General features: G+C 71.9%; 21 protein-coding genes and 1 pseudogene. 16 read left to right on the top strand and 6 right to left on the bottom strand.

Features of this window, described 5'->3' with window-relative positions; translation table 11 throughout:
- Positions 1-2 precede the first annotated feature (2 nt).
- Positions 3-1,712, bottom strand: coding sequence for a hypothetical protein (locus tag ACFZDC_RS07880; protein ID WP_391321256.1), 1,710 nt, complete (start codon positions 1,710-1,712; stop codon positions 3-5).
- A gap of 269 nt (positions 1,713-1,981) precedes the next feature.
- Here ACFZDC_RS07880 and ACFZDC_RS07875 point away from each other — a divergent pair, with 269 nt between their 5' ends.
- From ACFZDC_RS07875 to ACFZDC_RS07855, 5 genes are all read left to right on the top strand, one after another.
- Positions 1,982-2,371 carry a cell division protein SepF gene (locus ACFZDC_RS07875; RefSeq protein ID WP_391321254.1) on the top strand — a complete coding sequence of 130 codons (390 nt, stop codon included), beginning with the start codon at positions 1,982-1,984 and terminating at the stop codon, positions 2,369-2,371.
- A gap of 354 nt (positions 2,372-2,725) precedes the next feature.
- Positions 2,726-4,036, top strand: coding sequence for an ATP-binding protein (locus ACFZDC_RS07870; protein WP_391321252.1), 1,311 nt, complete (start codon positions 2,726-2,728; stop codon positions 4,034-4,036).
- Positions 4,020-4,364, top strand: coding sequence for a MazG-like family protein (locus ACFZDC_RS07865; RefSeq protein ID WP_391321250.1), 345 nt, complete (start codon positions 4,020-4,022; stop codon positions 4,362-4,364). Before ACFZDC_RS07870 ends, ACFZDC_RS07865 begins: the two co-directional genes overlap by 17 nt.
- A 199-nt stretch (positions 4,365-4,563) precedes the next feature.
- Entirely contained in the window at positions 4,564-5,049 is a 486-nt protein-coding gene (locus ACFZDC_RS07860) for a DUF6099 family protein (RefSeq protein WP_391321248.1), read from the top strand.
- A gap of 408 nt (positions 5,050-5,457) precedes the next feature.
- Positions 5,458-6,381, top strand: a complete 924-nt coding sequence (locus ACFZDC_RS07855; protein ID WP_391321246.1) for a TIGR03560 family F420-dependent LLM class oxidoreductase — start codon at positions 5,458-5,460, stop codon at positions 6,379-6,381.
- 105 nt (positions 6,382-6,486) lie between these two features.
- On the opposite strand, the gene ACFZDC_RS07850 is transcribed toward ACFZDC_RS07855, so the two are convergent.
- Positions 6,487-7,401 (bottom strand): serine hydrolase, encoded by a 915-nt coding sequence (locus tag ACFZDC_RS07850; protein WP_391321244.1) that lies wholly within the window; start codon positions 7,399-7,401, stop codon positions 6,487-6,489.
- A gap of 186 nt (positions 7,402-7,587) precedes the next feature.
- On the opposite strand from ACFZDC_RS07850, the gene ACFZDC_RS07845 reads away from it, so the two are divergent.
- The 5 genes from ACFZDC_RS07845 to ACFZDC_RS07825 all read left to right on the top strand — a co-directional run bounded on the left by ACFZDC_RS07845 (position 7,588) and on the right by ACFZDC_RS07825 (position 14,999).
- A complete protein-coding gene (locus ACFZDC_RS07845) occupies positions 7,588-8,517 on the top strand; it encodes a hypothetical protein (RefSeq protein WP_391321243.1) in 930 nt (309 codons plus the stop codon).
- A 64-nt stretch (positions 8,518-8,581) separates the two neighbouring features.
- Entirely contained in the window at positions 8,582-10,051 is a 1,470-nt protein-coding gene (locus ACFZDC_RS07840) for a 3' terminal RNA ribose 2'-O-methyltransferase Hen1 (RefSeq protein WP_391321241.1), read from the top strand.
- Entirely contained in the window at positions 10,048-12,588 is a 2,541-nt protein-coding gene (locus ACFZDC_RS07835) for a polynucleotide kinase-phosphatase (protein WP_391321239.1), read from the top strand. The genes ACFZDC_RS07840 and ACFZDC_RS07835 overlap by 4 nt, the downstream gene beginning before the upstream one ends.
- Before the next feature lie 93 nt (positions 12,589-12,681).
- Positions 12,682-12,828 (top strand): hypothetical protein, encoded by a 147-nt coding sequence (locus ACFZDC_RS07830; protein WP_391321237.1) that lies wholly within the window; start codon positions 12,682-12,684, stop codon positions 12,826-12,828.
- 2 nt (positions 12,829-12,830) lie between these two features.
- Positions 12,831-14,999 carry a RiPP maturation radical SAM C-methyltransferase gene (locus tag ACFZDC_RS07825; RefSeq protein WP_391321235.1) on the top strand — a complete coding sequence of 723 codons (2,169 nt, stop codon included), beginning with the start codon at positions 12,831-12,833 and terminating at the stop codon, positions 14,997-14,999.
- On the opposite strand, the pseudogene ACFZDC_RS07820 reads toward ACFZDC_RS07825, so the two are convergent.
- Positions 14,929-15,192: pseudogene (locus ACFZDC_RS07820) on the bottom strand (hypothetical protein); the annotation flags it as partial. The gene ACFZDC_RS07825 and the pseudogene ACFZDC_RS07820 sit on opposite strands and share 71 nt — an antisense overlap.
- A gap of 241 nt (positions 15,193-15,433) precedes the next feature.
- Here ACFZDC_RS07820 and ACFZDC_RS07815 point away from each other — a divergent pair.
- The 3 genes from ACFZDC_RS07815 (at position 15,434) to ACFZDC_RS07805 (ending at position 19,305) form a co-directional block, all read left to right on the top strand.
- On the top strand, positions 15,434-16,657 hold the full coding sequence (locus ACFZDC_RS07815; protein ID WP_391321234.1) for an arginine deiminase: 1,224 nt from the start codon (positions 15,434-15,436) through the stop codon (positions 16,655-16,657).
- Positions 16,658-16,744: 87 nt separating this feature from the next.
- Positions 16,745-17,752 carry an ornithine carbamoyltransferase gene (gene argF / locus ACFZDC_RS07810; protein ID WP_391321232.1) on the top strand — a complete coding sequence of 336 codons (1,008 nt, stop codon included), beginning with the start codon at positions 16,745-16,747 and terminating at the stop codon, positions 17,750-17,752.
- A gap of 104 nt (positions 17,753-17,856) precedes the next feature.
- Positions 17,857-19,305: an amino acid permease gene (locus ACFZDC_RS07805; protein ID WP_391321230.1), complete on the top strand. Its 1,449-nt coding sequence runs from the start codon at positions 17,857-17,859 to the stop codon at positions 19,303-19,305.
- Here the strand turns inward: ACFZDC_RS07805 and ACFZDC_RS07800 are convergent.
- The gene (locus ACFZDC_RS07800; protein WP_391321228.1) at positions 19,265-19,717 is read right to left on the bottom strand and encodes an ATP-binding protein; all 453 of its coding nucleotides are present in this window, start codon (positions 19,715-19,717) and stop codon (positions 19,265-19,267) included. The two genes, ACFZDC_RS07805 and ACFZDC_RS07800, sit on opposite strands and share 41 nt — an antisense overlap.
- A 294-nt stretch (positions 19,718-20,011) precedes the next feature.
- Here ACFZDC_RS07800 and ACFZDC_RS07795 point away from each other — a divergent pair, with 294 nt between their 5' ends.
- Genes ACFZDC_RS07795 through ACFZDC_RS07785 form a run of 3 tightly spaced genes read left to right on the top strand, consistent with a single transcriptional unit; the run spans position 20,012 to position 23,664 of the window.
- Entirely contained in the window at positions 20,012-20,839 is an 828-nt protein-coding gene (locus tag ACFZDC_RS07795; RefSeq protein WP_391321226.1) for an enoyl-CoA hydratase family protein, read from the top strand.
- A 3-nt stretch (positions 20,840-20,842) separates the two neighbouring features.
- Positions 20,843-23,110 carry a bifunctional salicylyl-CoA 5-hydroxylase/oxidoreductase gene (locus tag ACFZDC_RS07790; protein ID WP_391321224.1) on the top strand — a complete coding sequence of 756 codons (2,268 nt, stop codon included), beginning with the start codon at positions 20,843-20,845 and terminating at the stop codon, positions 23,108-23,110.
- A gap of 59 nt (positions 23,111-23,169) precedes the next feature.
- On the top strand, positions 23,170-23,664 hold the full coding sequence (locus ACFZDC_RS07785) for a hypothetical protein (protein WP_391321222.1): 495 nt from the start codon (positions 23,170-23,172) through the stop codon (positions 23,662-23,664).
- A 16-nt stretch (positions 23,665-23,680) separates the two neighbouring features.
- Here ACFZDC_RS07785 and ACFZDC_RS07780 read toward each other — a convergent pair whose 3' ends face one another.
- Together ACFZDC_RS07780 and ACFZDC_RS07775 are read right to left on the bottom strand one after the other, a co-directional pair.
- Positions 23,681-24,493: a PaaX family transcriptional regulator C-terminal domain-containing protein gene (locus ACFZDC_RS07780; RefSeq protein ID WP_391321220.1), complete on the bottom strand. Its 813-nt coding sequence runs from the start codon at positions 24,491-24,493 to the stop codon at positions 23,681-23,683.
- 15 nt (positions 24,494-24,508) lie between these two features.
- On the bottom strand, positions 24,509-26,101 hold the full coding sequence (locus tag ACFZDC_RS07775; protein ID WP_391321218.1) for an AMP-binding protein: 1,593 nt from the start codon (positions 26,099-26,101) through the stop codon (positions 24,509-24,511).
- Between the last annotated feature and the right edge of the window lie 55 nt (positions 26,102-26,156).

Raw genomic sequence — 26,156 nt, 5'->3', positions numbered from 1 at the left:
CATCAGCCCTTCCGGCCCAGCTCGGCCGGACTCACGTCCCGGGTGGAGAGCGTCTGCGGGCTCGCCGTGAAGGCGCGCAGCCGGATGTGGGCGCTCTTTTTGACGGGCAGCGGGAACCGGCCGGAGGGCGCCCGGAGTTCGACGGTCGCCGTGGTGTGCGCGGGGATCGTGGCCGGCCCGCGCTCCAGGGACCAGTACCTGCTCATGCCCTGGCCCGTCGTGAGCATGTAGTGGGGGGTGAGCGGGCTGCTCCCGGTGTTGGTCACACGCAGGGTCAGCGCGGACAGCGAGTGCGCCGTGGTCCACCGCGCCGCCGTGATGTCCGTCCGCAACGGCGGCCGTCCCGACACCGCCAGGGTCGCGCTCACCAGTGCGGGCAGGACCAGCAGCACCACCACGCCCACCAGCGCGGGGCGGCGGCGCGGGCCCGTCAGCCACCGGGGGCGCGGCTGCCATGCGTGCGCGAACTCCGACTGGGACACGGTGACCGCCGCCGCGAGCCACAGCGGGGTCATCATCAGGTAGTAGCCGTCCTGGGAGCGGGTCGCCAGGTAGAAGGCGCACCAGGGCAGCACGGTCGCCGCCGGGCCCAGCCGCCGTACGAACAGCACGAACAACGCCAGCAGGGCCGCGGCCAGCAGCACGCTCGCGTGGCCGTACCAGTCGAGCCGGTCGCTGCCGTGCGTGAAGTACAGGGAGATGTCCACCAGACCCTGGCCGTGCAGCACCGCGCCCTGCGTCAGCGGCAGGGCGATCCCGCCGAGCCAGGGGCCGGGCTCGTGCACGATGAAGTACGTGTTGATCAGCAGCCACGTCGTCGCGGCGATCCCCAGGATCCGCAGCACCACCAGCCGTGCCGCGTGCCCGCCCAGTTCGCCACGGCGTACGGCGTAGATGCCGGCCAGCAGGAACGGGGTCACGAACCAGGGCAGTTGCTGGGCCGCGCACGCGGCACCCAGGCATGCGGCCCGCGCGATCCCCGACGTGCCGAGCCGGCCGCCGCTGCCGATGCGCGGCCAGCCCACCACCACCGGGATCAGCAGCACCATGGCGGGGATCGCCGGATAGCCCTGGCGGGCGTACGTCGACAGAAATCCGAAGCCCAGACAGAGCATCGTCGCCGCCGAGCGCCACGGCACCGGCAGCAGCCGCCACAGCAGCGCCGCGCCGGTGATCAGCGCGAGCGTCGCCGCCGCGGTCGCCGGGGCGCCACCGTGGCCCAGCCACAGCAGGGGTGCGGTGAGCAGCGGGACGAGCGGGGGATAGCCGTAGGTGAAGTCGTAACCGCCGTCCGCCGTCGGCGTCAGGGCGACGCCCTTGCCGTGGAACAGCCAGGGCCAGGGCTGCCCGTACACCGGGTGCCCGGCGACCAGTTCCCGGGTGGCCTGAGTGGTCAGGACCGCCTCGTCGCCGCCGGCGTGGTTCAGCGCCCAGGTGCACAGCGTGAGGGTGATCGCGGTGAGCAGGACGACGAGGTCCACACGGGCCAGTGAGCGCGCCCGGCGGACCGTCAGGGCGAGCACGCCGCTGACCAGGATCGAGGCGTAGCAGACGGAGATGATTCCCGCGAGGGCGACGCGGTGCGTGGCCGCCTGGGTCCACACCGCGCGCGTGCCGATGAACAGGCTCACGTCGGCGAGCAGTGTCAGGACACGGTGCCACTGCGCCGGGCTCCGAGGGTCTTCCGCGCGACTCCCCGGAGCGGCGGACACCGCCGACTGCGTCCGCCGACCAGGCCTCACCTGCTGTGTTTCTGCCAAGTGCACGGCACCGGACGCTAACCGTAGCCGGTGAGCAGGGTGTGGCGGGAGGTGAAGAGTCCGGTGTGAGGGAGGTAAGAAGCGGGCGTATTCGTACATGTGCCGCGAGGAGTCGGCTGCCGGGGCGGTCGCGCAGTGTGTCGTTGTTGGGCTGAACGGGTGACTTGGCGTAAGAATTGGCTGGTGCAGGCATCGAGTGCGAGTCAGGTCAGGGGGAGCCGGTGAGCCGTTACGACGTCACCGATGAACAGTGGGAAGGGCTCGCACAGGTCGTGCCGCTGCGGGGCCGCGACGCCTGGCCGTCCGCGGTGAACCACCGCTCACTGCCGGACGCGGAGACCGAGACGCGGCGCCGGTTCGTCGTCCTGCGGGTCAACGTCTTCGCGGACGCCCGGGAAGTCGCCGAGACGCTGATGGCCGGGGCGCCGGTGCTGCTCGACCTGTCCGGCGCGGAGGGCGAGGTCGCCAAGCGCGTCCTCGACTTCAGCACGGGCGTCGTCTTCGGTCTGGGCAGCGGGATGCACCGGGTCGACCGCAACGTGTTCCTCCTCACCCCGCCCGGCACGGAGGTCAGCGGGCTCATGGAGGGCGCGGGGGTGTCCGGGGGCTGAGGCCGCGGCGTCTCGGCCGGGGTTCCGCTGCCGGCGGTCCTTCCGGTCCGGCTGCTGTGGCCGGTTCGCCGGATCTGCGTGTCCTTGCGGTCGGGGTGTCGCGCGGGTGTGGGTGTTTTCCTGGTCGGGGTGCTGCTGTGGCCGGTTCGCCGGGTCTGCGTGTCCTTGCGGTCGGGGTGTCGCGCGGCCCGGGCGCTCTCCCGGTCGGCGTGCTCCTCCAGCCGATCCTCGGGTCCGCACGCCCTTCCGGCCGGGCTGCCCTTCCCCCGTCGTCATGCCGGGCGGTCCCCCGATCGTAGGAAGGTCCGGTGGACAAAACGGTTCACCAGGTCCGTGGAGGCCTACCGTCCGCATATGGCCGTGTCCTCCGCGTCCGCCGAGCCCTCCGCTTCCGCCGGGTCCTCCGCGGCCCCCGACCTCTCGGCGTCCCCCGCGCCCGCTGTACGGGCGCAGTTCGCCCGGAGCACGTACGCAGGTTCCCCCGAGTCCGATCCGCCAGTGCCAGTGCCAGTGCCAGTGCCGGTTGCCCCCGGCCCCGTCGACGTACGCGCCCGTGTCACCGAGTTGCGGCTGTCCGCGTTCGCCGGTCACCGGCGGGCCGCGTTTCCTCTCGGGGCGGTCACCTTGTTCGCCGGGGGCAGCGGGGCGGGGAAGTCGACCGCGCTCGGGGCGTACGAGGCGCTGGCGCGGCTCGGAGGAGGAGCCTCACTCGCCGAGGTGTTCCCGGAACCGGTCGCCTGTGTGCCCGAGCGGGCGCGGCCCGACGCCGAGGGGCGGCGGGGGTTCCGGATCGGGTGCACCGCCGACGGTGCCGAGGGACCGGTCCGGCTCGACGTCGCCGTACAGGCCGAGCCGGAGCTGCGGATCGTCGGCGAGCGGCTGACGGCGCGGGGAGTGGTCCTGTTGGAGACGGCCCTGCGCGACCCCGGCCGACGGACCGTACAGGCCGCCTGGCACACGGCGGGCTCCTCCCCGGTCACCCGTGCCCCGCTGCCCGACGACCGGCTCGGCACCGCCCTGTTGCCGCTGCGGGTGGCCGGCAAGACCGACGGGCAGCGGCATGTCCTCGCCGCCGCCGAGCAGATGGTCGTCGCCCTGCGCTCCGTCTTCCCCTGCGACCCCCGCCCCGAGTGCATGCGCACCCCTGTCCCCACCGGTACCGGACGGCTCATGCCGGGCTGCGACAACCTCGCCGACGTGCTGTGGCGCACCCGGTTCGAGTGCGGCCGCCGGCACTCCCTGCTGGTCGAGGCGCTGCGGGCCGGCTGCGTCGGCCCGGTGGCCGACCTGGTCGCCGAGCCGCAGTCCGACGGCACCGTCCGGGCGCTGCTCGACCGGGGCGACGGCTTCCGCACCGAGCTGGCCCGGCTCGGCGACGGCGAACTGCGCTATGTCGCACTGGCGCTGGTGCTGCTGACGGGGCCCGGCGTGCTGGACGTGGACACCCCGGGCGAGGTGCCCGACGCCCTGCGGACCCTCACCGTGCTCGCCGACGGCTTCGACCGTGGCCTCGACCCGGGCCAGCGCCGGGCACTGCTGCGGATGGCGGCACGGATGGGCGAACGCGGGCACATCCGCTGTGTGGGCGCGGTGAGCGACCCCTCGTGGGCCGCCGGGACCGAGGGTGTCGCAGTGGTACACCTGACCCGTGACGGAACACCCTGACCTGGCCGGACTCCAGCGCAGGCTGGCCGAGTTCGCCGCGGCGCGCAACTGGCAGCCCTACCACACCCCCAAGAACCTCGTGGCCGCCCTCAGCGTGGAGGCCTCGGAACTGGTCGAGATCTTCCAGTGGTTGACACCGGAGGAGTCGGCCCGCGTGATGGACGACCCCGAGTCCGCCCACCGGGTCACGGACGAGGTCGCCGACGTCCTCGCCTACCTCCTCCAGCTCTGCGAGGTCCTCGGCATCGACCCGCTGACCGCCCTCTCCGCCAAGATCGACCGCAACGAACACCGCTTCCCGGCCCCGGGTACGGAAGACACGCCCTGACCCGGACGGTGGCCGCAACGTCCGGACTCCTGCGCTCCGTTATCACCCTCCGGAGTCAATCCCGCCATCGGATCCGAATTGTTGTCCACAATTTTCCGACTTACTCTGGCTTTTCGTTGCCTGGACCCTCACGCTGGGTAGTGAGCAAGGGAGTTCAAGCGGGCGTGCGGGGACGCACGGCGACGGACGGGGGCAGCGCATGGATGCGGTGCGGCTCATTGCGACGAGCAGGCGTGCCCTGGCGGGAGGCGCCGACATACCCGAGATGATGGCGGAGGTGTGGCAGGCGCAGGCCCTGGCCCAGGCGATCGGCAGCCGCCTGGCGGTGTCCGGACCGCCCGAACTGCGGGGCGAGGCGCTGGGACTGACCGAGCTGGCGGGCCGGGGCTGCGGCGTCCTGGACCCTCCGGAACTCGACCCGGGCGACCTGCGCGCCGCCCAGCTCACCGAGCTGGACGACGCCCGGCAGACCCTCCTGTGCCTCGGCAGGCTGCTCGGCGAGGTGGGCATAGCCCTGGTCGGCATGGCGAGCGCCGCGTCCGACGAGACGACGTACTGGCAGTGCATGGAGGCCATCGACGCGGCGGACGAGTCCCGGGACCGCGTCCTGGAGATGCTGCGCAAGCTGGCGGCGCGGGAGGAGGTGTTACCGGAGAGCGCGGAAGACAGTCCGTCCGGCGTGTGAGGCCGCCAGTGGGGCCCGGGGGCGCAGCCCCGGTGCAGCGGTTCGTCGGCCGAGCTCGCCCCGATCGGCCGACACCCACCCCGAACCCCCGGCCGACTGCAGATCCGCGTCCAGGGCCGACAGATCCGCGTTCAATGCCGCCACCAGCTCCTCCATCCGCTCCAGCAGTCCTTTCGGCCGCCCTGCGCAGCCACCCCGCCGACGTACGGACTCCTCCCACATGACGCCCCCCTCGGCCCCCGCGGCTGCCGGACGGTCCGGCTCCGACGGGCCGACGATCAACGCCGGGGCCGGTCACTGGCCCGCGCGGCCCCCGCGCGCAGGGGGACGATTTTCACCCGACCGTGGACGACCGTGCCCGGCGCCACCAGGGAGGTCGACGGGACCGGGGCCGTGCAGGATAGGTGTATGGACCTTCGAATCTTCACCGAGCCCCAGCAGGGGGCCACCTACGACACCTTGCTCACCGTGGCGAAGGCCACCGAGGACCTCGGGTTCGACGCCTTCTTCCGCTCCGACCACTATCTGCGGATGGGCGCCGGGGACGGCCTGCCCGGCCCCACGGACGCCTGGATCACCCTGGCCGGACTGGCCCGCGAGACCAAGCGCATCCGCCTCGGCACCCTGATGACGGCCGGCACCTTCCGGCTGCCCGGCGTGCTCGCCATCCAGGTGGCCCAGGTCGACCGGATGTCCGGCGGCCGGGTCGAACTGGGCCTCGGCGCGGGCTGGTTCGAGGAGGAGCACAAGGCGTACGGCATCCCGTTCCCGAAGGAGAAGTTCGCCCGCCTGGAGGAACAGCTGGAGATCATCAGCGGACTGTGGGCGACCAAGGCCGGCGAGACCTTCGACTTTCACGGCACCTACTACGACCTCACCGACTCGCCCGCGCTGCCCAAGCCCGCCCAGGAGCGGGTCCCGGTGCTCATCGGCGGTCACGGCGCGACCCGCACCCCGCGCCTCGCGGCCCGGTACGCCGACGAGTTCAACATGCCCTTCGCCTCCGTCGAGGACAGCGAGCGGCAGTTCGGCCGGGTGCGTGCGGCAGCCGAGGAAGCGGGCCGCGCAGCGGACGACCTGACGTACTCCAACGCGCTCGTGGTGTGCGTCGGCAAGGACGACCAGGAGGTGGCCCGGCGTGCGGCCGCGATCGGCCGTGAGGTGGACGAGCTGAAGGCCAACGGTCTGGCCGGCTCCCCGGCCGAGGTCGTCGACAAGATCGGCCGCTACGCCGAGATCGGTTCCCGGCGGATCTACCTCCAGGTCCTCGACCTGACCGATCTCGACCACCTGGAGCTGATCTCCAGCCAGGTCCAGACGCAGCTGCCGTAATACCCCACCTGCGTGCGGCGGCCCGTTCCGGCCCGAGGGGGCCGCTGCACGGGGTTGGCCGGGGCCGGCCGGGCACCTGCCCGGCCGGTCCCCGCCGGCCCCTCGTCAGCGTTGGGTGAAACCGTAGTCGAGGATCTTCTTCGCGTCCTTGAGCCGCTCGTCCACCGACGTGTCCGCGAGTACGGTTCCCACGACCGTCCTGCCACCCCGGGTCGCCGCGAACACCAGGCAGAACTTCGCCTCCGGTCCCGAGCCGGTCTTCACGCCGATCGCGCCCCGGTAGGAACCGAGCAGCGTGTTCGTGTTCACCCAGGGGTCCATCGCGTGCGTTCCGCCCCCGGGCCGGTACGACGTCATGTCGTCGTACTCCTTGGTGCCCACCACCTTCTTGAACGTCTTGTTCTTCAACGCGGTCGCGGCCAGCTTGGTCAGATCACGCGGTGACGCGTGGTTCTTGCCGTTGGACACCCCGTCGAACGAGTCGAAGTGGGTGTTCGTCAGCCCCAGCTCGCGCGCCTTGCTGTTCATCTTCCCGATGAACGACTTCGTCCGCTGTGCCGCCGTCGACCCCGACCCGTACGTGTCCGCGAGGGCGTACGCCGCATCGCAACCGGACGGCAGCAGCAGCCCGTACAGCAGGTCCCGGACCTTCATCGAGTCGCCCAGGATCAGCTTGGCGCTGGAGTACCGCTGGTTGCCGGTGCTCGGATCGATGACGTAGTCCGTGTACTCCTTCTTGATCCTCACCTTCTTGTCGAGGTTCACGTTCCGTTGCGACAGCACCACGAGGGCCGTCATGATCTTCGTCGTGGAACCGGTCCGCAGCTGTACGTCCGGCGCCTTGCCGAAGAGCTGCTTGGCCGTGGCCGCGTTCATCGCGTACGCGCCCTGAGCCGACACCTGTGGCGCCGCCGGAGCCGCCTGGGCCGGAGCGGCCGCGAGGACCCCCGCGCCCAGTACGGCACCGGCCGCCACCGCGACGACGCCTCTGCTGCGGACGCCTCCTCGGCTGATGCTCATGGTTCCCCCTTCTGCCAGTGGTCAGTTGACGGTGGATCACTTCACCAGGTCCCGGCCCGGGGGGCCATGGTGGAGATCACAGGAACCAGGGGCGAGGTGCGCGACCTGTGGACTCTGTGTGCCGGAACTGTGGGCTCCGTCACGGCGCACATGATCCAGGCCTGATCGGATGGCCGGGTGCGCAAAGTGCTCCCTCTCGCTCTCACCGGCCTGTTGGCCCTGTCGGCATGCCAGTTCGCAGGCCACGACGACGCCGCCGACGGGGCCCGCCGCCTCAACACCATGGAGGCGTTGCCGCTGCACGCCTACCTACCGGACCCGTCGTCGGACGGAGGAAAGGCCATCGGCAAGGCACAGTGGATCCTCGCGAAGCGGTGCATGCTCGGGCTCGGCTTCACCGGGTTCGCGACGCTCGACACCAAGGCCGTCGAGTCGACGTACCCGGTCCGGCAGGGAACCCTCACGAGCCGCAGCACGACCGGTGACGACAGCCCTTACGGCGTCGACGATCCCGACCGGGCGGCCGAGCACGGCTACCACAACCGGAATGCGGAACAGTCCTCCCAGCCCCAGGAGTGGCCCGCCGACCAGTACGTCGCTCTCACCGGCACGTTCGACTCCGGCGACAGCCACCATGCCCACGGGCACCCCATCCCCGACGGCGGTTGCATGGGACGGGCGGCGCGGAAGATCTACGGCCCTCCGCCCAAGGCGACGAAGGTCGACGGAGTGAGGCTCAGCGGCTACTACTCGCTCGCCCTCGACCTCTGGTTCGAGTCCCGCAAGGAGGCGCGGAAGGACCCGGCCTGGAGAAGGGCCGACCGCGCGTGGTCGGCCTGCATGAAGGAGAAGGGCTTCCGCTACGCCGACCCGGACAAGGCATCGCTCGACACCGCCTGGTTCCGGACCGGGGAGCCGTCGGAGCGCGAGAAGAGGACGGCGGCCGCGGACGCCCGGTGCAAGCTCGACACCGACTACATCACCACCGCCCACGACCTCGAGGCCCGCACTCAGAAGACGGTCATCAGCAGGCGCAGGAAGGATCTGGACGACATGCGCGCGGCGGACGAGCGGGCCGTCGAGAACGCCCGGACGATCATCGGCAAGGAGTCATGAGGCTGCGGGGGCACCGCGGGAAAACCGGTGGTCACCGGGCCGTGGGACCGGGAGACTCGGGCATGTGTTCCTGACGATATCGACGAGCGGCACCGCCGCCCTCCCGGCCACCGACCTCGGGTTCCTGCTGCACAAGCACCCCGACAAGGCGCAGACGTTCTCCACCTCCTACGGCACCGCGCACGTCTTCTACCCGGCGGCGGACGCCGCGCGCTGCACGGCCGCGCTCCTGCTGGAGGTCGATACGGTCGCGCTGGTCCGCCGGGGCAGGGGCAAGGGCCGCGGTGGAGCACCCGACGCGGCACTCGCGCAGTACGTCAACGACCGCCCCTACGCTGCCTCCTCGCTGCTCGCGGTCGCCCTGAGCGCCGTGTTCTCCAGTGCCCTGCGCGGCGTGTGCAACGCCCGCCCGGAGCGGGCCGCCGCACCCCTGCCGCTGCGCATCGAGGTGCCCGCACTGCCCGCCCGCGGCGGACCGGAGCTCGTACGACGGCTCTTCGCACCGCTCGGCTGGGGGGTGAGCGCCGAACCGGTCGCCCTCGACACCGAGTTCCCCGAGTGGGGCGACTCGCGGTACGTCCGGCTCGTCCTGGAGTCGGAGACGCTGACCCTCGCCGAGGCGCTGCGCCATCTGTACGTCCTGCTGCCCGTTCTCGACGACGCCAAGCACTACTGGGTCTCCTCCGACGAGGTCGACAAGCTGCTGCGCGCCGGTGAGGGCTGGCTGCCCACCCACCCGGAGCAGAAGCTGATCACCAGCCGCTATCTCTCCCGCCGCTGGTCGCTGACCCGGCAGGCGATGGAGCGGCTGGAACTGGTGCGCCTGGCCGAGGCCGACGACAGCGAGGTCGAGGCGATCGACAACGCGGTCGAGGAGGAGCCGGAGACGGAGGAGAAGCCGGCACCGCTCGCCGTGCGGCGCAGGGAGGCGATCCTCGCCGCCCTGCGCGAGGCCGGCGCCGCGCGGGTGCTCGACCTGGGCTGCGGTCAGGGCCAGTTGGTGCAGGAGCTGCTCAAGGACGTGCGGTTCACCGAGGTGGTCGGCGTCGACGTCTCGGTGCGGGCCCTCACCATCGCCTCGCGGCGGCTGAAGCTGGACCGCATGGGGGAGCGGCAGGCGTCCCGGGTGAAGCTCGTCCAGGGTTCGCTCGCCTACACCGACAACCGGCTCAAGGGCTACGACGCGGCCGTGCTCAGCGAGGTGATCGAGCACCTCGACCTGCCCCGGCTGCCCGCCCTGGAGTACGCCGTGTTCGGGCACGCACGCCCGCGCACGGTCCTCGTGACCACCCCGAACGTCGAGTACAACGTCCGCTGGGAGACCCTGCCCGCCGGACACGTCAGGCACGGCGACCACCGCTTCGAGTGGACTCGCGAGGAGTTCCGCACCTGGGCGTCGACGGTCGCCGAACGGCACGGCTACGACGTGGAGTTCGTCGCCGTCGGACCGAACGACCCCGAAGTCGGGCCGCCCACCCAAATGGCTGTGTTCACCGTGAAGACCGAGACCCCGAAGGAGGCGAAGGCAGCATGACCGAGACCCGCGCGGGACGTGTCCTCCCCGTCACCGACCTGTCCCTGGTCGTCCTCGTCGGAGCCTCCGGCTCCGGCAAGTCGACCTTCGCCCGCCGGCACTTCAAGCCGACCGAGGTGATCTCCTCCGACTTCTGCCGCGGTCTCGTCTGCGACGACGAGAACGACCAGAGCGCGAGCAGCGACGCCTTCGACGTCCTGCACTACATCGCCGGCAAGCGGCTGGCCGCGGGCCGCCGTACCGTCGTCGACGCCACCAGCGTGCAGCAGGACAGCCGGCGGCAGCTGATCGAGCTGGCCAAGAAGTACGACGTGCTGCCCATCGCCATCGTGCTCGACGTGCCGGAGGAGGTGTGCGCCGAGCGCAACGCGGCCCGCACCGACCGCGCCGACATGCCCCGCCGGGTGATCCAGCGGCACATCCGCGAGCTGCGCCGCTCGCTCAGGCACCTGGAGCGCGAGGGCTTCCGCAAGGTGCACGTGCTGCGCGGGGTCGAGGAGGCCGAGGGTGCCTGCGTCGTCACCGAGAAGCGCTTCAACGACCTGACCCATCTCACCGGCCCCTTCGACATCATCGGCGACATCCACGGCTGCTCGGCCGAACTCGAGTCGCTGCTCACCAAGCTGGGCTACACCGACGGCGTGCACCCCGAGGGCCGTACCGCCGTGTTCGTGGGCGACCTGGTCGACCGCGGCCCGGACACCCCGGGCGTGCTGCGCCGGGTGATGTCCATGGTCGCCGCGGGCAACGCGCTGTGCGTGCCCGGCAACCACGAGAACAAGTACGGCCGTTACCTCAAGGGCCGCAAGGTGCAGCACACCCACGGGCTCGCCGAGACCATCGCGCAGATGGAGGGCGAGAGCGAGGAGTTCAAGGCCGAGGTGCGCCGCTTCCTGGACGGGCTGGTCAGCCACTACGTCCTCGACGGCGGCCGGCTCGTGGTCTGCCACGCGGGTCTGCCCGAGAAGTACCACGGCCGGACCTCCGGCCGGGTGCGCTCGCACGCCCTGTACGGCGAGACCACCGGTGAGACCGACGAGTTCGGGCTGCCGGTGCGCTACCCGTGGGCGGAGGACTACCGGGGCCGCGCGGCCGTGGTCTACGGACACACCCCGGTCCCGGAGGCCACCTGGCTCAACAACACCATCTGCCTGGACACCGGAGCGGTCTTCGGCGGCAAGCTGACCGCGCTGCGCTGGCCGGAGCGCGAGCTGGTCGACGTACCGGCCGAGCGGGTCTGGTACGAGCCGGCGCGGCCGCTGCGCAGCGAGGCGCCCGGCGGACAGGACGGACGGCCGCTGGACCTCGCGGACGTGCACGGACGCAGGGCCGTGGAGACCCGGCACGCCGGCCGGGTCGCGGTCCGCGAGGAGAACGCGGCGGCGGCCCTGGAGGTCATGAGCCGCTTCGCCGTCGACCCGCGCCTGCTGCCGTACCTGCCGCCGACCATGGCGCCGACGGCGACCTCGCGGGTGGACAGCTACCTTGAGCATCCGGTGGAGGCGTTCGCGCAGTACGCGCAGGACGGGGTCGCGCGGGTCGTGTGCGAGGAGAAGCACATGGGCTCGCGGGCCGTTGCCCTGGTGTGCCGGGACGCGGAAGCGGCACGCGGGCGGTTCGGCGTGCAGGGGCCCACGGGGTCGCTGTACACCCGGACCGGGCGGCCGTTCTTCGACGACGAGGAGGTGACCGAGGAGATCCTCGGCCGGCTGCGCTCGGCCGTCGGGGACGCGGGGCTGTGGGAGGAACTGGACACCGACTGGCTCCTGTTGGACGCCGAGCTGATGCCGTGGTCGCTGAAGGCCTCGGGTCTGCTGCGCAGCCAGTACGCGGCCGTGGGCGCCGCCTCGGGCGCGGTGTTCCCGGGTGCGCTCGCCGCGCTGGAGGCCGCAGCGGCCCGCGGAGCCGACGTGGGCGGGCTGCTGGACCGGCAGCGCGGCCGCGCCGCGGACGCGGCCGCGTTCACCGACGCCTACCGCCGCTACTGCTGGACGACCGACGGCCTGGAAGGGGTCCGCCTCGCCCCCTTCCAGATCCTGGCCGTCCGCGGGCGCAGCCTCGCCGCGCTGCCGCACGACGAGCAACTGGCCCTGGTCGACCGGCTGGTGGAGCACGACGGCACCGGACTGCTGCAGACCACCCGGCGCCTGTACGTCGACACGGGTGACCCCGAGTCGGTCCGCGCCGGTGTCGACTGGTGGCTGGAGATGACCGTCCGGGGCGGCGAGGGCATGGTCGTCAAGCCGCTCGGCGCCCTGGTGCGCACCGCACAGGGGCGGCTGGCGCAGCCCGGCATCAAGTGCCGGGGCCGCGAGTACCTGCGGATCATCTACGGCCCCGAGTACACCCGGCCGGACAACCTGGCCAAGCTGCGGCAGCGGTTCCTGAACCACAAGCGGTCGCTGGCCATCCGTGAGTACGCCCTCGGCCTGGAGGCCCTGGACCGGCTCGCGGACGGCGAGCCGCTGTGGCGGGTGCACGAGGCGGTGTTCGGGGTGCTGGCCCTGGAGTCGGAGCCGGTGGACCCCCGTCTGTAGACGGGCACAGACCGTCCGTCCGCAGACGGGCACAGAACGCCCTTGTGCCGCACACACTTCTGTCCATATGGTGGACAGCCGTGCGGCACAAGGGTGTTCGTACGCACGGAGGGGGCGCTGGGCATGGGGAGCGAGAAGCCGGAGCAAGCGGCGGGCATGGAGATCAAGAAGGTCGTCGTCCGCGAGGAGCGGAGCACCAGCCGCCGGCCGGCGATCCTGGAGAAGCGGCCGACCCGCTGAACATGCGCGTTCACCTGGTCGCGATGCCCTGGCATCCCCTCGACCTCCCTTCGCTGCAGCTGGGCCTGCTGAACCGCCTGGTGCGGCAGGCGCGTTCCGGTGCCGAGGTGACCGAGTTCCACGGCTCGCTGCGCTGGGCGGAGTTCCTGCTGGAGCGCTCGGGGGGCCGGCTGCGGCCGGGGGACTGTGTGGCGGTCGGCAGCGACGCGATCTTCCACGGCCTGGGCGACTGGGTCTTCTCCGGCGTCCTGTACGACGACCCCGACTGGGGCCTGGCCCGGCTGCGGGACTACGCGGCCGCCCGGGACGTCTTCATCGACACCGCTGTCGCGATGCGCCCGTACGCCGCCGGGTTCGTCGCCGCCTGTGCGACGGAGATACTGGCGGCCGGGCCGGACGTGGTCGGCTTCACCACCACGTTCATGCAGAACGTGTCCTCCCTCGCGCTCGCCCGCGAACTCAAGCGTCTCAGGCCCGACCTGACGGTGGTCTTCGGAGGCAGCAACTGCGACGGCCCGATGGGCCACGCCCTGCACCGCAACCATCCCTTCGTCGACCACGTGGTGCGCGGCGAGGCCGAGTACGCCTTCCCGGCCCTGTTACGGCACTTGGACGAGGGCACCCCGCCGGCGGATGTGGCCGGCCTGTGCTGGTGGGACGGCCACGTGTCGCGGGCCAACACCGAGTCCAGACGGACCGTGGCGCCCGCCGACATCCCCTCGCCCGACTACGACCAGTGGCAGGCCGCCCTGGACGTCTCACCGGTGCAGGAGCACGTGCACCCGAAGCTGGTGGTCGAGGGCGCCCGCGGCTGCTGGTGGGGGGAGAAGCACCACTGCACCTTCTGCGGGCTCAACGGGTCCGCGATGGCCTTCCGCGCCAAGCCGGGCGAGCGGCTGTGGGCGGAGATCGACCGGCTGGTCCGCCGCCACCGCATCCTCGACGTGGTCACCGTCGACAACATCATCGACATGGCCTACTTCCGTGACTTCCTGCCCCGCGTCGCCGACAGCGGCTGGGACCTCAGGCTGCACTACGAGGTCAAGTCCAACCTCACCCCCGGCCAGCTCCGGCTCCTCGGGGAGTCCGGTACGGTGCACATCCAGCCCGGCATCGAGAGCCTGGGCAGCCGGGTCCTCGACCTCATGGACAAGGGCGTCACCGGCGCCCGCAACGTGCGCACCCTGCGCGAGTGCGAGAACCACGCGCTGACCTGCTCCTGGAACCTCCTCTACGGCTTTCCGGGCGAGACGGCGGACGACTACACGGCGGTCGTCGACCAGCTCCCCGCCCTGGTCCACCTCCAGCCGCCGAGCGGTGCCCACCGCATCCAGCTCGAGCGTTTCAGCCCGCACTTCACCGACCCCGCCCTCGGTTTCGGCAAGCGCCGCCCGGCCGAGATGTACCAGCACGTCTACGATCTGCCCGAGGACGAACTCGCCGACCTGGTCTACCTCTTCGACACCGAGGACGCGGGCATCACGGGCCCGGCGGAGCGCCGGCTATGCGAGGCCGTGGCCGCGTGGCGGGCCGGGCACGCGCACTCGCGGCTGCTGTTCGAGGTGGCCGGCGAGGATCTGCTGGTGCACGACCGCCGACAGGGCCGCCCAGCCGCCACCCACCGCTTCACCGGCTGGCAGGCCGGGGCCCTGCGCCGCCTGGAGGACGGCCGTACGTTACCCGCCCTGCACCGGCTGCTGACGGAGGACGGCCACGACATCTGCGCCGACGCCCTCGACCACTGGGTCCGACACACCATGTCGCTGGGCCTGTTGTTCCGTGACGGCGGCACCTACGTCTCGCTCCCCACCTGGGGTGAGCCGGTCCGTCTCGCCGATGGTGTCGCGGTGACCGAACCGCCGGACCCGGCGGGGCAGGAGCCGACGGGCTACTCCGACGGCATCCTCTACCACCGGCGCGGCCCCGGCTTCGTCACCGTCATGGACCGCAGACAGCCCGGCACCACGGTCAGGCTCACCCTCGACCACCCCGACCTGCTCGCCACCTTCGACCTGCTCAGGGAGCCCACGCCCCTCGACGCGCTGAACGCCGTCCAGCGGAAGGCCGTCGACCTGCTCGCCGCCGAGCGGCTGGTGCGGGTCAGCGCGGACCGGGCGGTGGCCCTGCCCCCGCGCATCCGGCGCTGGCCCGTCCCCTGCACCGCGATCTGAGGCCTCGACCCACCAGCCGGAGCCGCTGACCGCACACCCCGACCCGGACCGTCTGCCCCCAGGTCAGCTGCGGCGCGTCACCGTCGCTGCCGTCGCCGAACGCGATCGGCCGGCCGGACTCCACGGTGACCGACAGGGAGGCCGAAGCCCCGGGTCCACCCGCCACCAGGGCGCCTCCGGCTCCGGCCGATGGAGTACCTCCCGCGCGAGCTCATTCGAGCGCGGGGGAGCCATCACGCGGAGGGCCGGCGTGTGCTGCCGGGCCGTCTCGGTGAGCAGCGTGCCGAGCGGTGGTGCAGGGTGTGTGCCGCGAGCCACTTTCGTCATTGAGACGATAACGGCGAGGTCACTTCGCGTCAATGGGACGAGAACAGGAAGCGGCGGAAACGGCCGAGTAGCGCGTGAAGGCGGGCATCGATGGCCAGGATGGAGGCATGGCATACCACGTCGACTCCGAGGCCGGGCGGCTGCGCCGCGTGATACTGCACCGGCCCGACCTCGAGCTCAAAAGGCTCACGCCCAGCAACAAGGACGCCCTCCTCTTCGACGACGTGCTGTGGGTGCGCCGGGCGCGCGCCGAGCACGACGGGTTCGCCGACGTCCTGCGCGACCGCGGGGTCGCCGTCCACCTCTTCGGTGACCTGCTCACCGAGACCCTGGCGATCCCCGAGGCCCGGTCCCTCGTCCTCGACCGGGTCTTCGACGAGAAGGAGTACGGCCCCCTCGCCACCGACCATCTGCGCGCCGCCTTCGAGACGCTGCCCGCGCGCGAGCTGGCCGAGGCCCTGGTCGGCGGCATGACCAAGCGGGAGTTCCTCGCGGCCCACGCGGAGCCGACCTCCGTCCGGTTCCATGTGATGGACCTCGACGACTTCCTGCTCGGTCCCCTCCCCAACCACCTCTTCACCCGCGACACCTCCGCCTGGATATACGACGGGGTCGCCATCAACGCCATGCGCCTGCCCGCGCGGCAGCGGGAGACCGTGCACTTCGAGGCGATCTACCGGCACCACCCGCTGTTCCGTGAGGAAACGTTCCGTGTCTGGTCCCGGGGGCAGGCCGACTACCCCTCCACCATCGAGGGCGGTGACGTCCTGGTGATCGGCAACGGCGCCGTCCTGATCGGCATGAGTGAGCGCACCACTCCGCAGGCCGTGGAGATGCTGGCGCACAAGCTGTTCGCGGCGGGCTCCGCGCGCACGATCGTCGCGCTCGACATGCCCAAGCGGCGGGCCTTCATGCACCTCGACACCGTGATGACCATGGTCGACGGCGACACCTTCACCCAGTACGCCGGGCTCGGCATGCTGCGCTCGTACACCATCGAACCGGGTGTCGGTGAGCGGGAGCTCAAGGTCACCGACCATCCGCCCGAGCACATGCACCGCGCGATCGCCGCCGCCCTGGGGCTCGGCGAGGTCCGGGTGCTGACCGCCACCCAGGACGTGCACGCGGCCGAGCGCGAGCAGTGGGACGACGGCTGCAACGTGCTCGCCGTCGAACCGGGTGTCGTCGTCGCCTACGAGCGCAACGCCACCACCAACACCCACCTGCGCAAGCAGGGCATCGAGGTGATCGAGATCCCCGGCAGTGAGCTCGGCAGGGGCAGGGGTGGTCCGCGCTGTATGAGCTGTCCCGTCGAACGCGAGGCGGTGTGACCGATCGGACGCCTTCAGTCCGCATAGCCATGCTAACCGTCGTATAGAATTCCAAGGTCTCTGCAGCCGTACCCCTGGAGCGCCCCCATGGCGACAGTCCCGACCGCCCTCGCCGGCCGTCACTTCCTCAAGGAGCTGGACTTCACCGAGGAGGAGTTCCGCGGTCTGGTCGAGCTGGCCGCCGAGCTGAAGGCCGCCAAGAAGGCCGGGACCGAGACGCAGCACCTGCGGGGCAGGAACATCGCGCTGATCTTCGAGAAGACCTCGACGCGTACCCGCTGCGCGTTCGAGGTCGCCGCCGCCGACCAGGGCGCCCGCACGACGTACCTCGACCCCTCCGGCTCGCAGATCGGGCACAAGGAGTCCGTGAAGGACACCGCCCGCGTCCTCGGCCGCATGTTCGACGCCATCGAGTACCGGGGCGACAGCCAGACGGGCGTCGAGGAGCTGGCCGCCCACGCCGGTGTGCCCGTCTACAACGGGCTCACGGACGACTGGCATCCCACCCAGATGCTCGCCGACGTGCTCACCATGACCGAGCACAGCGCCAAGCCGCTGAAGGAGACCGCCTTCGCCTACCTCGGCGACGCCCGCTTCAACATGGGCAACTCCTACCTGGTCACCGGCGCCCTGCTCGGGATGGACGTACGGATCGTCGCGCCGAAGTCCTACTGGCCCGCCCAGGAGATCGTCGACCGCGCCCGTGAGCTCGCCGAGTCCAGCGGTGCCCGGATCACGCTCACCGAGGAGATCACCGAGGGCGTCGCGGACGCCGACTTCGTCGCCACCGACGTGTGGGTCTCCATGGGCGAGCCCAAGGAGGTCTGGGACGAGCGGATCACCGCCCTCGCCCCGTACGCCGTCACCATGGACGTCCTGCGCGCCACCGGCAACCCGGACGTGAAGTTCCTGCACTGCCTGCCGGCCCTCCACGACCTCGGCACCAAGGTCGGGCAGGACATCTACGAGACCCACGGCCTGACCTCGCTGGAAGTGACGGACGAGGTCTTCGAGTCGGCCCACTCCGTCGTCTTCGACGAGGCCGAGAACCGGCTGCACACCATCAAGGCCGTGCTGGTCGCGACCCTCGCCTGACGGGCCTTATCCTGACCGGCGGCCCGCCACCACCCCGGCCTGGGCCGCCGCGACCTCCAGACCCCGGAAGGTCGCCCGCACCACCAGAAACGAGCACCACCCGCATGCCCGCTCCCCGCATCAAGTCCCCGCACCTGCTCGTCGCCGAATCCGGCGCCGACCGCGAGGGCCACGGCCTGAAGCGCACGATGGGCCTCTTCCAGCTCATCTGCTTCGGCGTCGGCGCCATCGTCGGCACCGGCATCTTCGTCGGCCTCTCCGACTCCGTCGCCCAGGCGGGGCCCGCCGTGGTCGTCTCCTTCGTCCTCGCCGCGATCACCTGTGTCTTCACCGCCCTCTCCTTCGCCGAGCTGGGCGGCGCGATCCCGGTCTCCGGCTCCTCGTACTCCTTCGCCTACGCCGGCCTCGGCGAGACCACCGCCTTCCTGGTCGGCTGGTGCCTGCTGCTGGAGTACGGCGTCTCGATCTCGGCGGTGGCCGTCGGCTGGAGCCAGTACGTCAACGAACTCCTGCACAACATCACCGGCCACCAGCTCCCGGCCGCGCTGTCCGTCGGCCCGGGCGACGGCGGCATCGTGAACCTTCCCGCGGTGATCGTCATCGCGATGGCCTCCGTGCTGCTGGTGCGCGGGGTGCGCGAAAGCGCCCGGGCGACCGCGGCCATGGCCGCCGTGAAGCTCGTCATCCTGCTGGCCTTCTGCGTCGTCGGCTACAGCGCCTTCAAGGACGGCAACCTCACCCCGTTCTCCCCGGCCGGCCTCGGCGGCATCGGCGCGGGCACCACCGCCGCGTTCTTCTCCTACATCGGCTTCGACGCGATCACCACGGCCGGTGAGGAGGCGAAGAACCCGCGCCGGGACATCCCCGTGGCGATCCTCGTCTGCATGGGACTGGTCACCCTGCTGTACTGCGCGGTCGCGCTTGCCGCCATCGGCGCCATCGGCGGCGACCAGGTCGCCGGCCGGCCCGCCGCGCTGTCGTACGTTGTCAACGCGGTCACCGGCTCCACCATCGGCGGCGGGGTCGTCGCCTTCGGCGCGGTCGTCGCCATCGCCTCCGTGGTCCTCGCCGTGATGTACGGCCAGACCCGCATCCTGATGTCGATGTCCCGGGACGGCCTCATTCCGCGCGTCTTCGAGAAGGTGTCGCCGAAGACCTCCACCCCGGTGGCCGGCACGCTCATCGTCGCCGTCGTCTTCGCGGTCCCGGCGGCCTTCGCCTCCCTGGACGCCGTGATGAACCTGTGCACCATCGGCACGCTCGCCGTCATGGCCGTCGTCAACATCGCCGTGATCGCCCTGCGCCGCCGCGAACCCGGCCTCGCCCGCAGCTTCCGGGTGCCGCTCTACCCCGTCGGCCCGCTGCTGGGCGTCGGCTTCTGCCTGTACCTGATGTACGAGACCGGCCGGCAGACCTGGATCCAGTTCGCGGTGTTCCTCGCGATCGGACTGCTCGTGTACGTCGCCTACGGGCGCCGGCACTCCACGCTGGCCCGCACGGCGGCCACCGAGGTCACGCCGGACGCCGCTGAGCGGGAACCACAGGCAGTCTGAACCACACCGCCTTGCCCGAGGCGGTCGGGCGGTGACCGCAGGACGAGCTGAGGGCGCGGATCAGCAGCAGGCCGCGCCCGCCCTCCTGCCAGACGTCGGGCTCCTCGATCACGGGACGCGTGAGGTGGCCGGGCGGTGCCGGGTCCGGGTCGTGCACCTCGACCCGGCAGCCGGTCGGCAGCACCTCCACCACCAGCTCTATCGGGCCCCGGCCGGCCGTGTGCTCCACCGCGTTGGCCACCAGCTCCGCCGTCAGCAGCTCGGCGGTGTCGCTGTCGGTCGCGTGCCCCACCTCGGAGAGGGCCGTCCGGACCAGGGCACGCGCCACGGGCACCGCCGCGGTGGTGTGGGGCAGCGCGATGCGCCAGGAAGCCGATTCGGTGGGGCGTTCGTGCAAGGCGAGTCCGTTCATGGAGCAGGCTGTCCTGCTTTCGACTGTAGGAATGGTACGGGCCCGGCCACTTCGGACCGTCGTCGGGCACCGCGCGGGACCCTCGGCCCCGGTACCGGCGGCCTACCCGGGAGAACGCCCCGCCTCGCCCGGCCGAGCCCACTGTTACGACGCTGTGGACGATCGGTGACGCGCGTGACGGGACCCGGCCATCCGCACGATGCTGTCGCGCTGTCATGACGACAGTCACAAAGAGGTGATAGCTTTTTCGGGTAGCGCTACGTGAGGCACCGCCCCCCTAGGAGGCCGCACGTCATGAGTCCTTTCACCGGCTCCGCCCCCCGCACCTCCGACTGGGAGCACCTGCGGGTCCAGCACGCCGACGGGGTCGCCACCGTCACCCTCGACCGCCCCGCCAAGCTCAACGCCCTCACCTTCGGCGCCTACGCCGACCTGCGTGATCTCCTCGCCGAGCTGTCCAGGGAGCGGTCGGTCCGTGCCCTGGTGCTGGCCGGCGCGGGACGCGGCTTCTGCTCCGGCGGCGACGTGGACGAGATCATCGGCGCCACGCTGTCCATGGACACCGCCCAGCTGCTCGACTTCAACCGGATGACCGGGCAGGTCGTGCGGGCGATCCGGGAATGCCCGTTCCCGGTGATCGCCGCCGTGCACGGGGTGGCGGCCGGTGCCGGTGCCGTACTGGCGCTCGCGGCCGACTTCCGGGTCGCGGACCCCTCGGCCCGGTTCGCCTTCCTCTTCACCCGGGTCGGCCTGTCCGGCGGCGACATGGGCGCGGCCTACCTGCTGCCCCGGGTGGTCGGGCTGGGCCACGCCACGCGCCTGCTCATGCTCGGCGAGCCGGTCCGGGCGCCCGAGGCCGAGCGCATCGGCCTGATCAGCGAGCTGACGGAGGAGGGCCGGGCCGACGAGGCCGCTTCCCAGCTGGCCCGCCGCCTGGCGGACGGTCCGGCTCTGGCGTACGCCCAGACGAAGGCGCTGCTGACGGCGGAACTGGACATGCCGCTGGCGGCCTCGGTGGAGCTGGACGCCTCGACCCAGGCCCTCCTGATGAACGGCGAGGACTACGCCGAGTTCCACGCGGCGTTCACGGCGAAGCGGCCACCGAAGTGGCGAGGGAGGTAATTCATGCGCGTGGCGATCATCGGCGGGGGCCCCGGTGGCCTCTACGCGGCCGCACTGCTGAAGCGGCTCGACCCCACGAGGGAGATCACCCTCTGGGAACGCAACGCCCCTGACGAGACCTTCGGCTTCGGGGTGGTCCTCTCCGACGAGACCCTGGGCGGCATCGAGCACGCCGACCCCGTGGTCTACGAGGCCCTGCAGCAGGACTTCGTGCGCTGGGACGACATCGACATCGTGCACCGGGGCACCCGGCACACCTCCCAAGGACACGGCTTCGCCGCACTGGGCAGGCGCCGCCTCCTGGAGATCCTGCACGCCCGCTGCCGCTCACTCGGCGTGGAGCTGCGTTTCTCCACCGCGGCGCCGCGGACCGACCGGCTCTCGCACGACCACGACGTCGTCATCGCGGCGGACGGTGTGCACAGCACCACCCGCGAGACCTACGCCCACGTGTTCCGCCCCCGGGTGACCGCACACCGCTGCCGCTACATCTGGCTCGCCGCCGACTTCGCCCTCGACGCCTTCCGTTTCGAGATCGCCGAGACCGAGCACGGCGCGATGCAACTGCACGGCTATCCCTATGCGCCCGACGCCTCCACCGTCATCATCGAGATGCGCGAGGAGGTCTGGCGGGCGGCGGGATTCGACGAGGCCGAAACGCCGGAGTCCATCGAGCGCTGCGCCAAGACCTTCGCCGACGCGCTCGGCGGACGGCCGCTGCGCTCGAACAACTCGGCCTGGACCACCTTCCGTACGGTGGTCAACGAGCGCTGGTCGCACGGCAACGTCGTCCTCCTCGGCGACGCGGCCCACACCGCCCACTTCTCCATCGGCTCCGGCACCAAGCTCGCCGTCGAGGACGCGCTGGCGCTGGCCGCCTGTCTCGAGGAACAGCCGGACGTCTGCACGGCGTTGGTGGCCTACGAGGAGGAGCGCAGGCCCGTCGTCGCCTCCACGCAGCGGGCCGCCCGGGCGAGCCTGGAGTGGTTCGAGAACCTGCCGCGCCACCTCGACCAGCCGCCCCGCCAGTTCGCCTTCAACCTGCTCACCCGCAGCCGCCGTGTCACCCACGACAACCTCCGGCTGCGCGACGCCCACTTCACCGAGGCGGTCGAGCGCGAGTTCGGCTGCCCACCCGGCACGCCCCCGATGTTCACCCCGTTCCGGCTGCACGGCCTGACCCTGCGCAACCGGGTCGTGGTGTCGCCCATGGACCTGTACTCGGCCGTCGACGGCGTACCCGGCGACCTCCACCTGGTCCACCTCGGCGCCCGCGCCCTCGGCGGGGCCGGTCTGGTGATGACCGAGATGGTGTGCGTCAGCGAGGAGGGCCGGATCACCCCCGGCTGCGCCGGCCTCTACACCGGGCGCCAGGCCGAGGTCTGGAAGCGGATCACCGACTTCGTGCACACCCAGGCACCCGGGACGGCGATCGGGGTGCAGCTCGGCCACTGCGGTCGCAAGGGTTCCACGAAGCTGATGTGGGAGGGCATGGACGAACCGCTGCCCGACGGCAACTGGCCGCTGGTGGCCGCCTCCCCGCTGCCGTACCGGCCGGGCAGTCAGACCCCGCGCGAGCTCTCGCGGGCCCAGCTGACCGATATCCGCGAGCAGTTCGCGGCGGCCGCCTGGCGGGCCGCCCGGGCCGGCTTCGACCTGCTCGAACTGCACTGCGCGCACGGCTATCTGCTCTCCGGTTTCCTCTCCCCGCTCACCAACCAGCGCACCGACGCCTACGGCGGCTCGCTGGAGAAAAGGCTGAGGTTCCCGCTGGAGGTCTTCGACGCCGTACGCGGAGTGTGGCCGGGCGAGCGACCCATGACCGTGCGCATCTCCGCCACCGACTGGGCCGAGGGCGGCACCACCGCCGAGGACGCGGTCGAGATCGCCCGGGCCTTCGCCGCGCACGGCGCCGACGCGATCGACGTGTCGACGGGTCAGGTGGTGGCCGAGGAACGGCCGGAGTTCGGGCGGTCGTACCAGACACCGTTCGCCGACCGGATCCGGCACGAGGTCCGCGTCCCGGTGATCGCGGTCGGCGCGATCTCCTCGTGGGACGACGTCAACTCCCTGATCCTGGCCGGGCGCGCGGACCTGTGCGCGCTCGCCCGCCCCCACCTGTACGACCCGCACTGGACGCTGCACGCGGCGGCCGAGCAGGGCTACGAGGGGCCCGGCGTCGTCTGGCCCGCCCCCTACCGCGCGGGCAGCCGGCGCCCGCAGACCGGCCGCACGGACAGCCCGAAACCCCGGTTGACCCTGGACGGCTGAGCCGTCGGTGCCGTCTGCTGTACTCGAGCCGTGAGGACAGTGAGGCGGACGGAGACACCGTGAGCACGATCTTCGAGTACTTCTGGGTGGCCGACCGGAACACGGCCGTGGAGTGGGCGATCGGGCCGGGCGGGGACTGGCTCGGTGAGCGGCCGCGCGACGATGCGGGGGTGGACTGGTTCGACGTGAAGCGGCTGGACGCGGACATCGTGCTGGGCCGGCTGGTCTCGTTCGCCGAGGGCCGACCGTCCGGCAGTCCTGCGGAACCGCGGCTGGTGTGGCCCGACCCGGACGAGGTGCCCCGTCCCCATGAGACGTTTCCCCTCGCCGGGACCGCCTGGGACAGCGGGCTGATCCTCGAGGAGATACCGGAGTCCTGGCGGGACACGCTCGCCGGGATCGTGGAGGACGCCGTGCCGATGCTCGCTTGGTGCGACATCGAGGAGATGCCCTGCGACTACGCGGAAGCGGAGGAGAGCGTGCGCCTGTTCGTCGGCCTGGCGAGCCGGGCGAAGGCGGCCGGGGCGCAGCTGTACTGCCGGTTCGGCGCCTGACCCGTACCGGCCCGCGTCACACCCCCACGAACTCCGCCCCCGCGTCCCGCAGTCGCTCGTGCAGCCCCCGGAACACCTCGGCCGAGCGGACGCCCGGCCAGTCGGGGGGCAGCAGGCGGGCGGGGAGGCCGGGGTCGGTGTAGGGGAGGTGGCGCCAGGTGTCGAGGGCCAGGAGGTAGTCGCGGTAGGCCTCCTCGGGCGGGGTGGCCGTGCGGAGCTCCCAGGCGTGCAGCACGGGGGCGTGCCCGTCCAGGAAGCGCTCGTGCTCCTTGGCGATGGCCGCGAGGTCCCACCAGCGGGCGACGGCCTCAGGGGTCGGGGCGAAGCCGAGGTGCTCGCCGCGGAAGAGGTCGACGTACGGGTCGAGGCGCAGGCGGCGCAGGGTGTGCCGGGTCTCCTCGTACAGGCGGGCGGGCGCGATCCACACCCCCGGCGCCGCCGTGCCGAAGCCCAGGCCGGCCAGCCGGGAGCGCAGCACATGCCGCTTCTGCCGCTCCGACTCGGGCACCGAGAACACCGCGAGCACCCAGCCCTTGTCCTCGGGTGGCGCGGTGAGGTAGACGCGGCGGTCGCCGTCGTCCAGCAACTGGCGGGCCTCGGAGGAGAGTTCGTACCCGGCGGCACCGGTCTCGGTACGGGCGGGCAGCAGCAGACCGCGGCGTTTGAGCCGGGACACGGAGGAGCGCACGGAGGGCGCGTCCACGCCGACCGCGGCCAGGAGCCGGATCAGCTCGGCGACGGGCACCGGGCCGGGCATGAAGCGGCCGTACGCGCCGTAGAGCGTGACGATGAGGGACCGGGGGGCGTGCTGCTCGGACACATTGATCATTTTAGGTCGTCGGTATCACTGCCGGTCACCTCCGGTGCGCAGCCGGAACCGCTGCAGCTTGCCGGTGGCCGTGCGGGGCAGCGCGTCGAGGAAGACGAACTCGCGCGGGCACTTGTAGGGCGCCAGTTCGGACTTGAGGAAGGTGCGCAGCGCTTCCGGGTCGCGCCGGGACCCGTCCCGCAGGACCGTGTACGCCACCACCACCTGGCCACGTGCCTCGTCGGGCCGGCCGACGACCGCCGTTTCGACCACGTCCGGATGGCGCAGCAGCGCGTCCTCCACCTCCGGTCCGGCGATGTTGTACCCCGCCGAGATGATCATGTCGTCGGCGCGGGCCACATAGCGGAAATGGCCGTCGCTCTCCCGGACGTAGGTGTCGCCGGTGACGTTCCAGCCACCGCGCACGTACTCACGCTGCCGCGGGTCGGCGAGGTAGCGGCAGCCCACCGGGCCGCGGACCGCGAGGAGGCCGGGCTCGCCGTCGGGCACCGGGGCGCCGTCCGCGTCCTGCACGCGCGCCTGCCAGCCCGGAACCGGGACGCCCGTCGTGGCGGGCCTGGCCTGCTCGTCGGCCGCGGAGATGAAGATGTGCAGCAGCTCGGTGGCGCCGATGCCGTTGATGAGGCGCAGCCCGGTGCGCTCCCGCCAGGCCCGCCAGGTGGCCGCGGGCAGGTTCTCACCGGCGGAGACGCAGCGCCGCAGTGACGAGGTGTCGTGGCCGTCCAGTGCGTCGAGCATCGCGCGGTAGGCGGTCGGCGCCGTGAACAGGACGGAGACCCGGTGCTCGGCGATCGCGGGCAGCAGCTGCCGGGGACCGGCCTGTTCGAGGAGCAGGGCGCTGGCGCCGGCCCGCAGGGGGAACACCACCAGTCCGCCGAGGCCGAAGGTGAAGCCGAGTGGGGGGCTGCCGGCGAAGACGTCGTCCTCGTGGGGGCGCAGCACATGTCTGGAGAAGGTGTCGGCTATGGCCAGCACATCCCGGTGGAAGTGCATGCACCCTTTCGGGCGACCCGTGGTGCCGGAGGTGAACGCGATCAGGGCCACGTCGTCGGCGGCGGTGTCGACCGCCGGGTACGGGGTGCCGGGCGCCGGGCGGCGCAGCAGGTCGTCGGGCGCGTCACCGCCGTACGTCGTGATGCGCAGGCCCGGGATCTCGGCCTGCGCCAGGTCGTCCACGGCCCGGATGTCGCACAGCGCGTGCCGGACCCGGGCGATCTCGCACACCGTGGCCAGCTCGTGCGGACGCTGCTGGGCCAGCACGGTGACCGCGACCGCGCCCGCCTTCAGCACGGCCAGCCAGCAGGCGGCGAGCCACGGGGTGGTGGGGCCGCGCAGCAGGACGCGGTTGCCGGGTACGACCCCCAGCTCGCCGGTGAGGACATGGGCGATCCGGTCCACGCGGGCGCGCAGGTCGCCGTACGTCCAGGTGGGGCCGGCCGGGGTGTGGAAGACGGGCCGGGCGGGGTCGGCGCGGCCGAGCAGCTCCACCGCGCAGTTCAGCCGTCCGGGGTAGCACAGCTCCGGGAGGTCGAAGCACAGCTCGGGCCACTCGTCCGGCGGCGGGAGGTGGTCACGCGCGAAGGTGTCGACGTGGGCCGAGACGTGCATGTCGCCCCCTTGCCTGGTGGGCTAGGGCCTGTCCGGACAATTCCCGCCTGCCCCG

This window comes from Streptomyces sp. NPDC007905 (assembly GCF_042959345.1).
Taxonomy (GTDB): Bacteria; Actinomycetota; Actinomycetes; order Streptomycetales; family Streptomycetaceae; genus Streptomyces.
The sequence above is the reverse complement of the archived record's forward strand: the minus strand, read 5'-3'. Positions and strand labels throughout refer to the sequence as shown.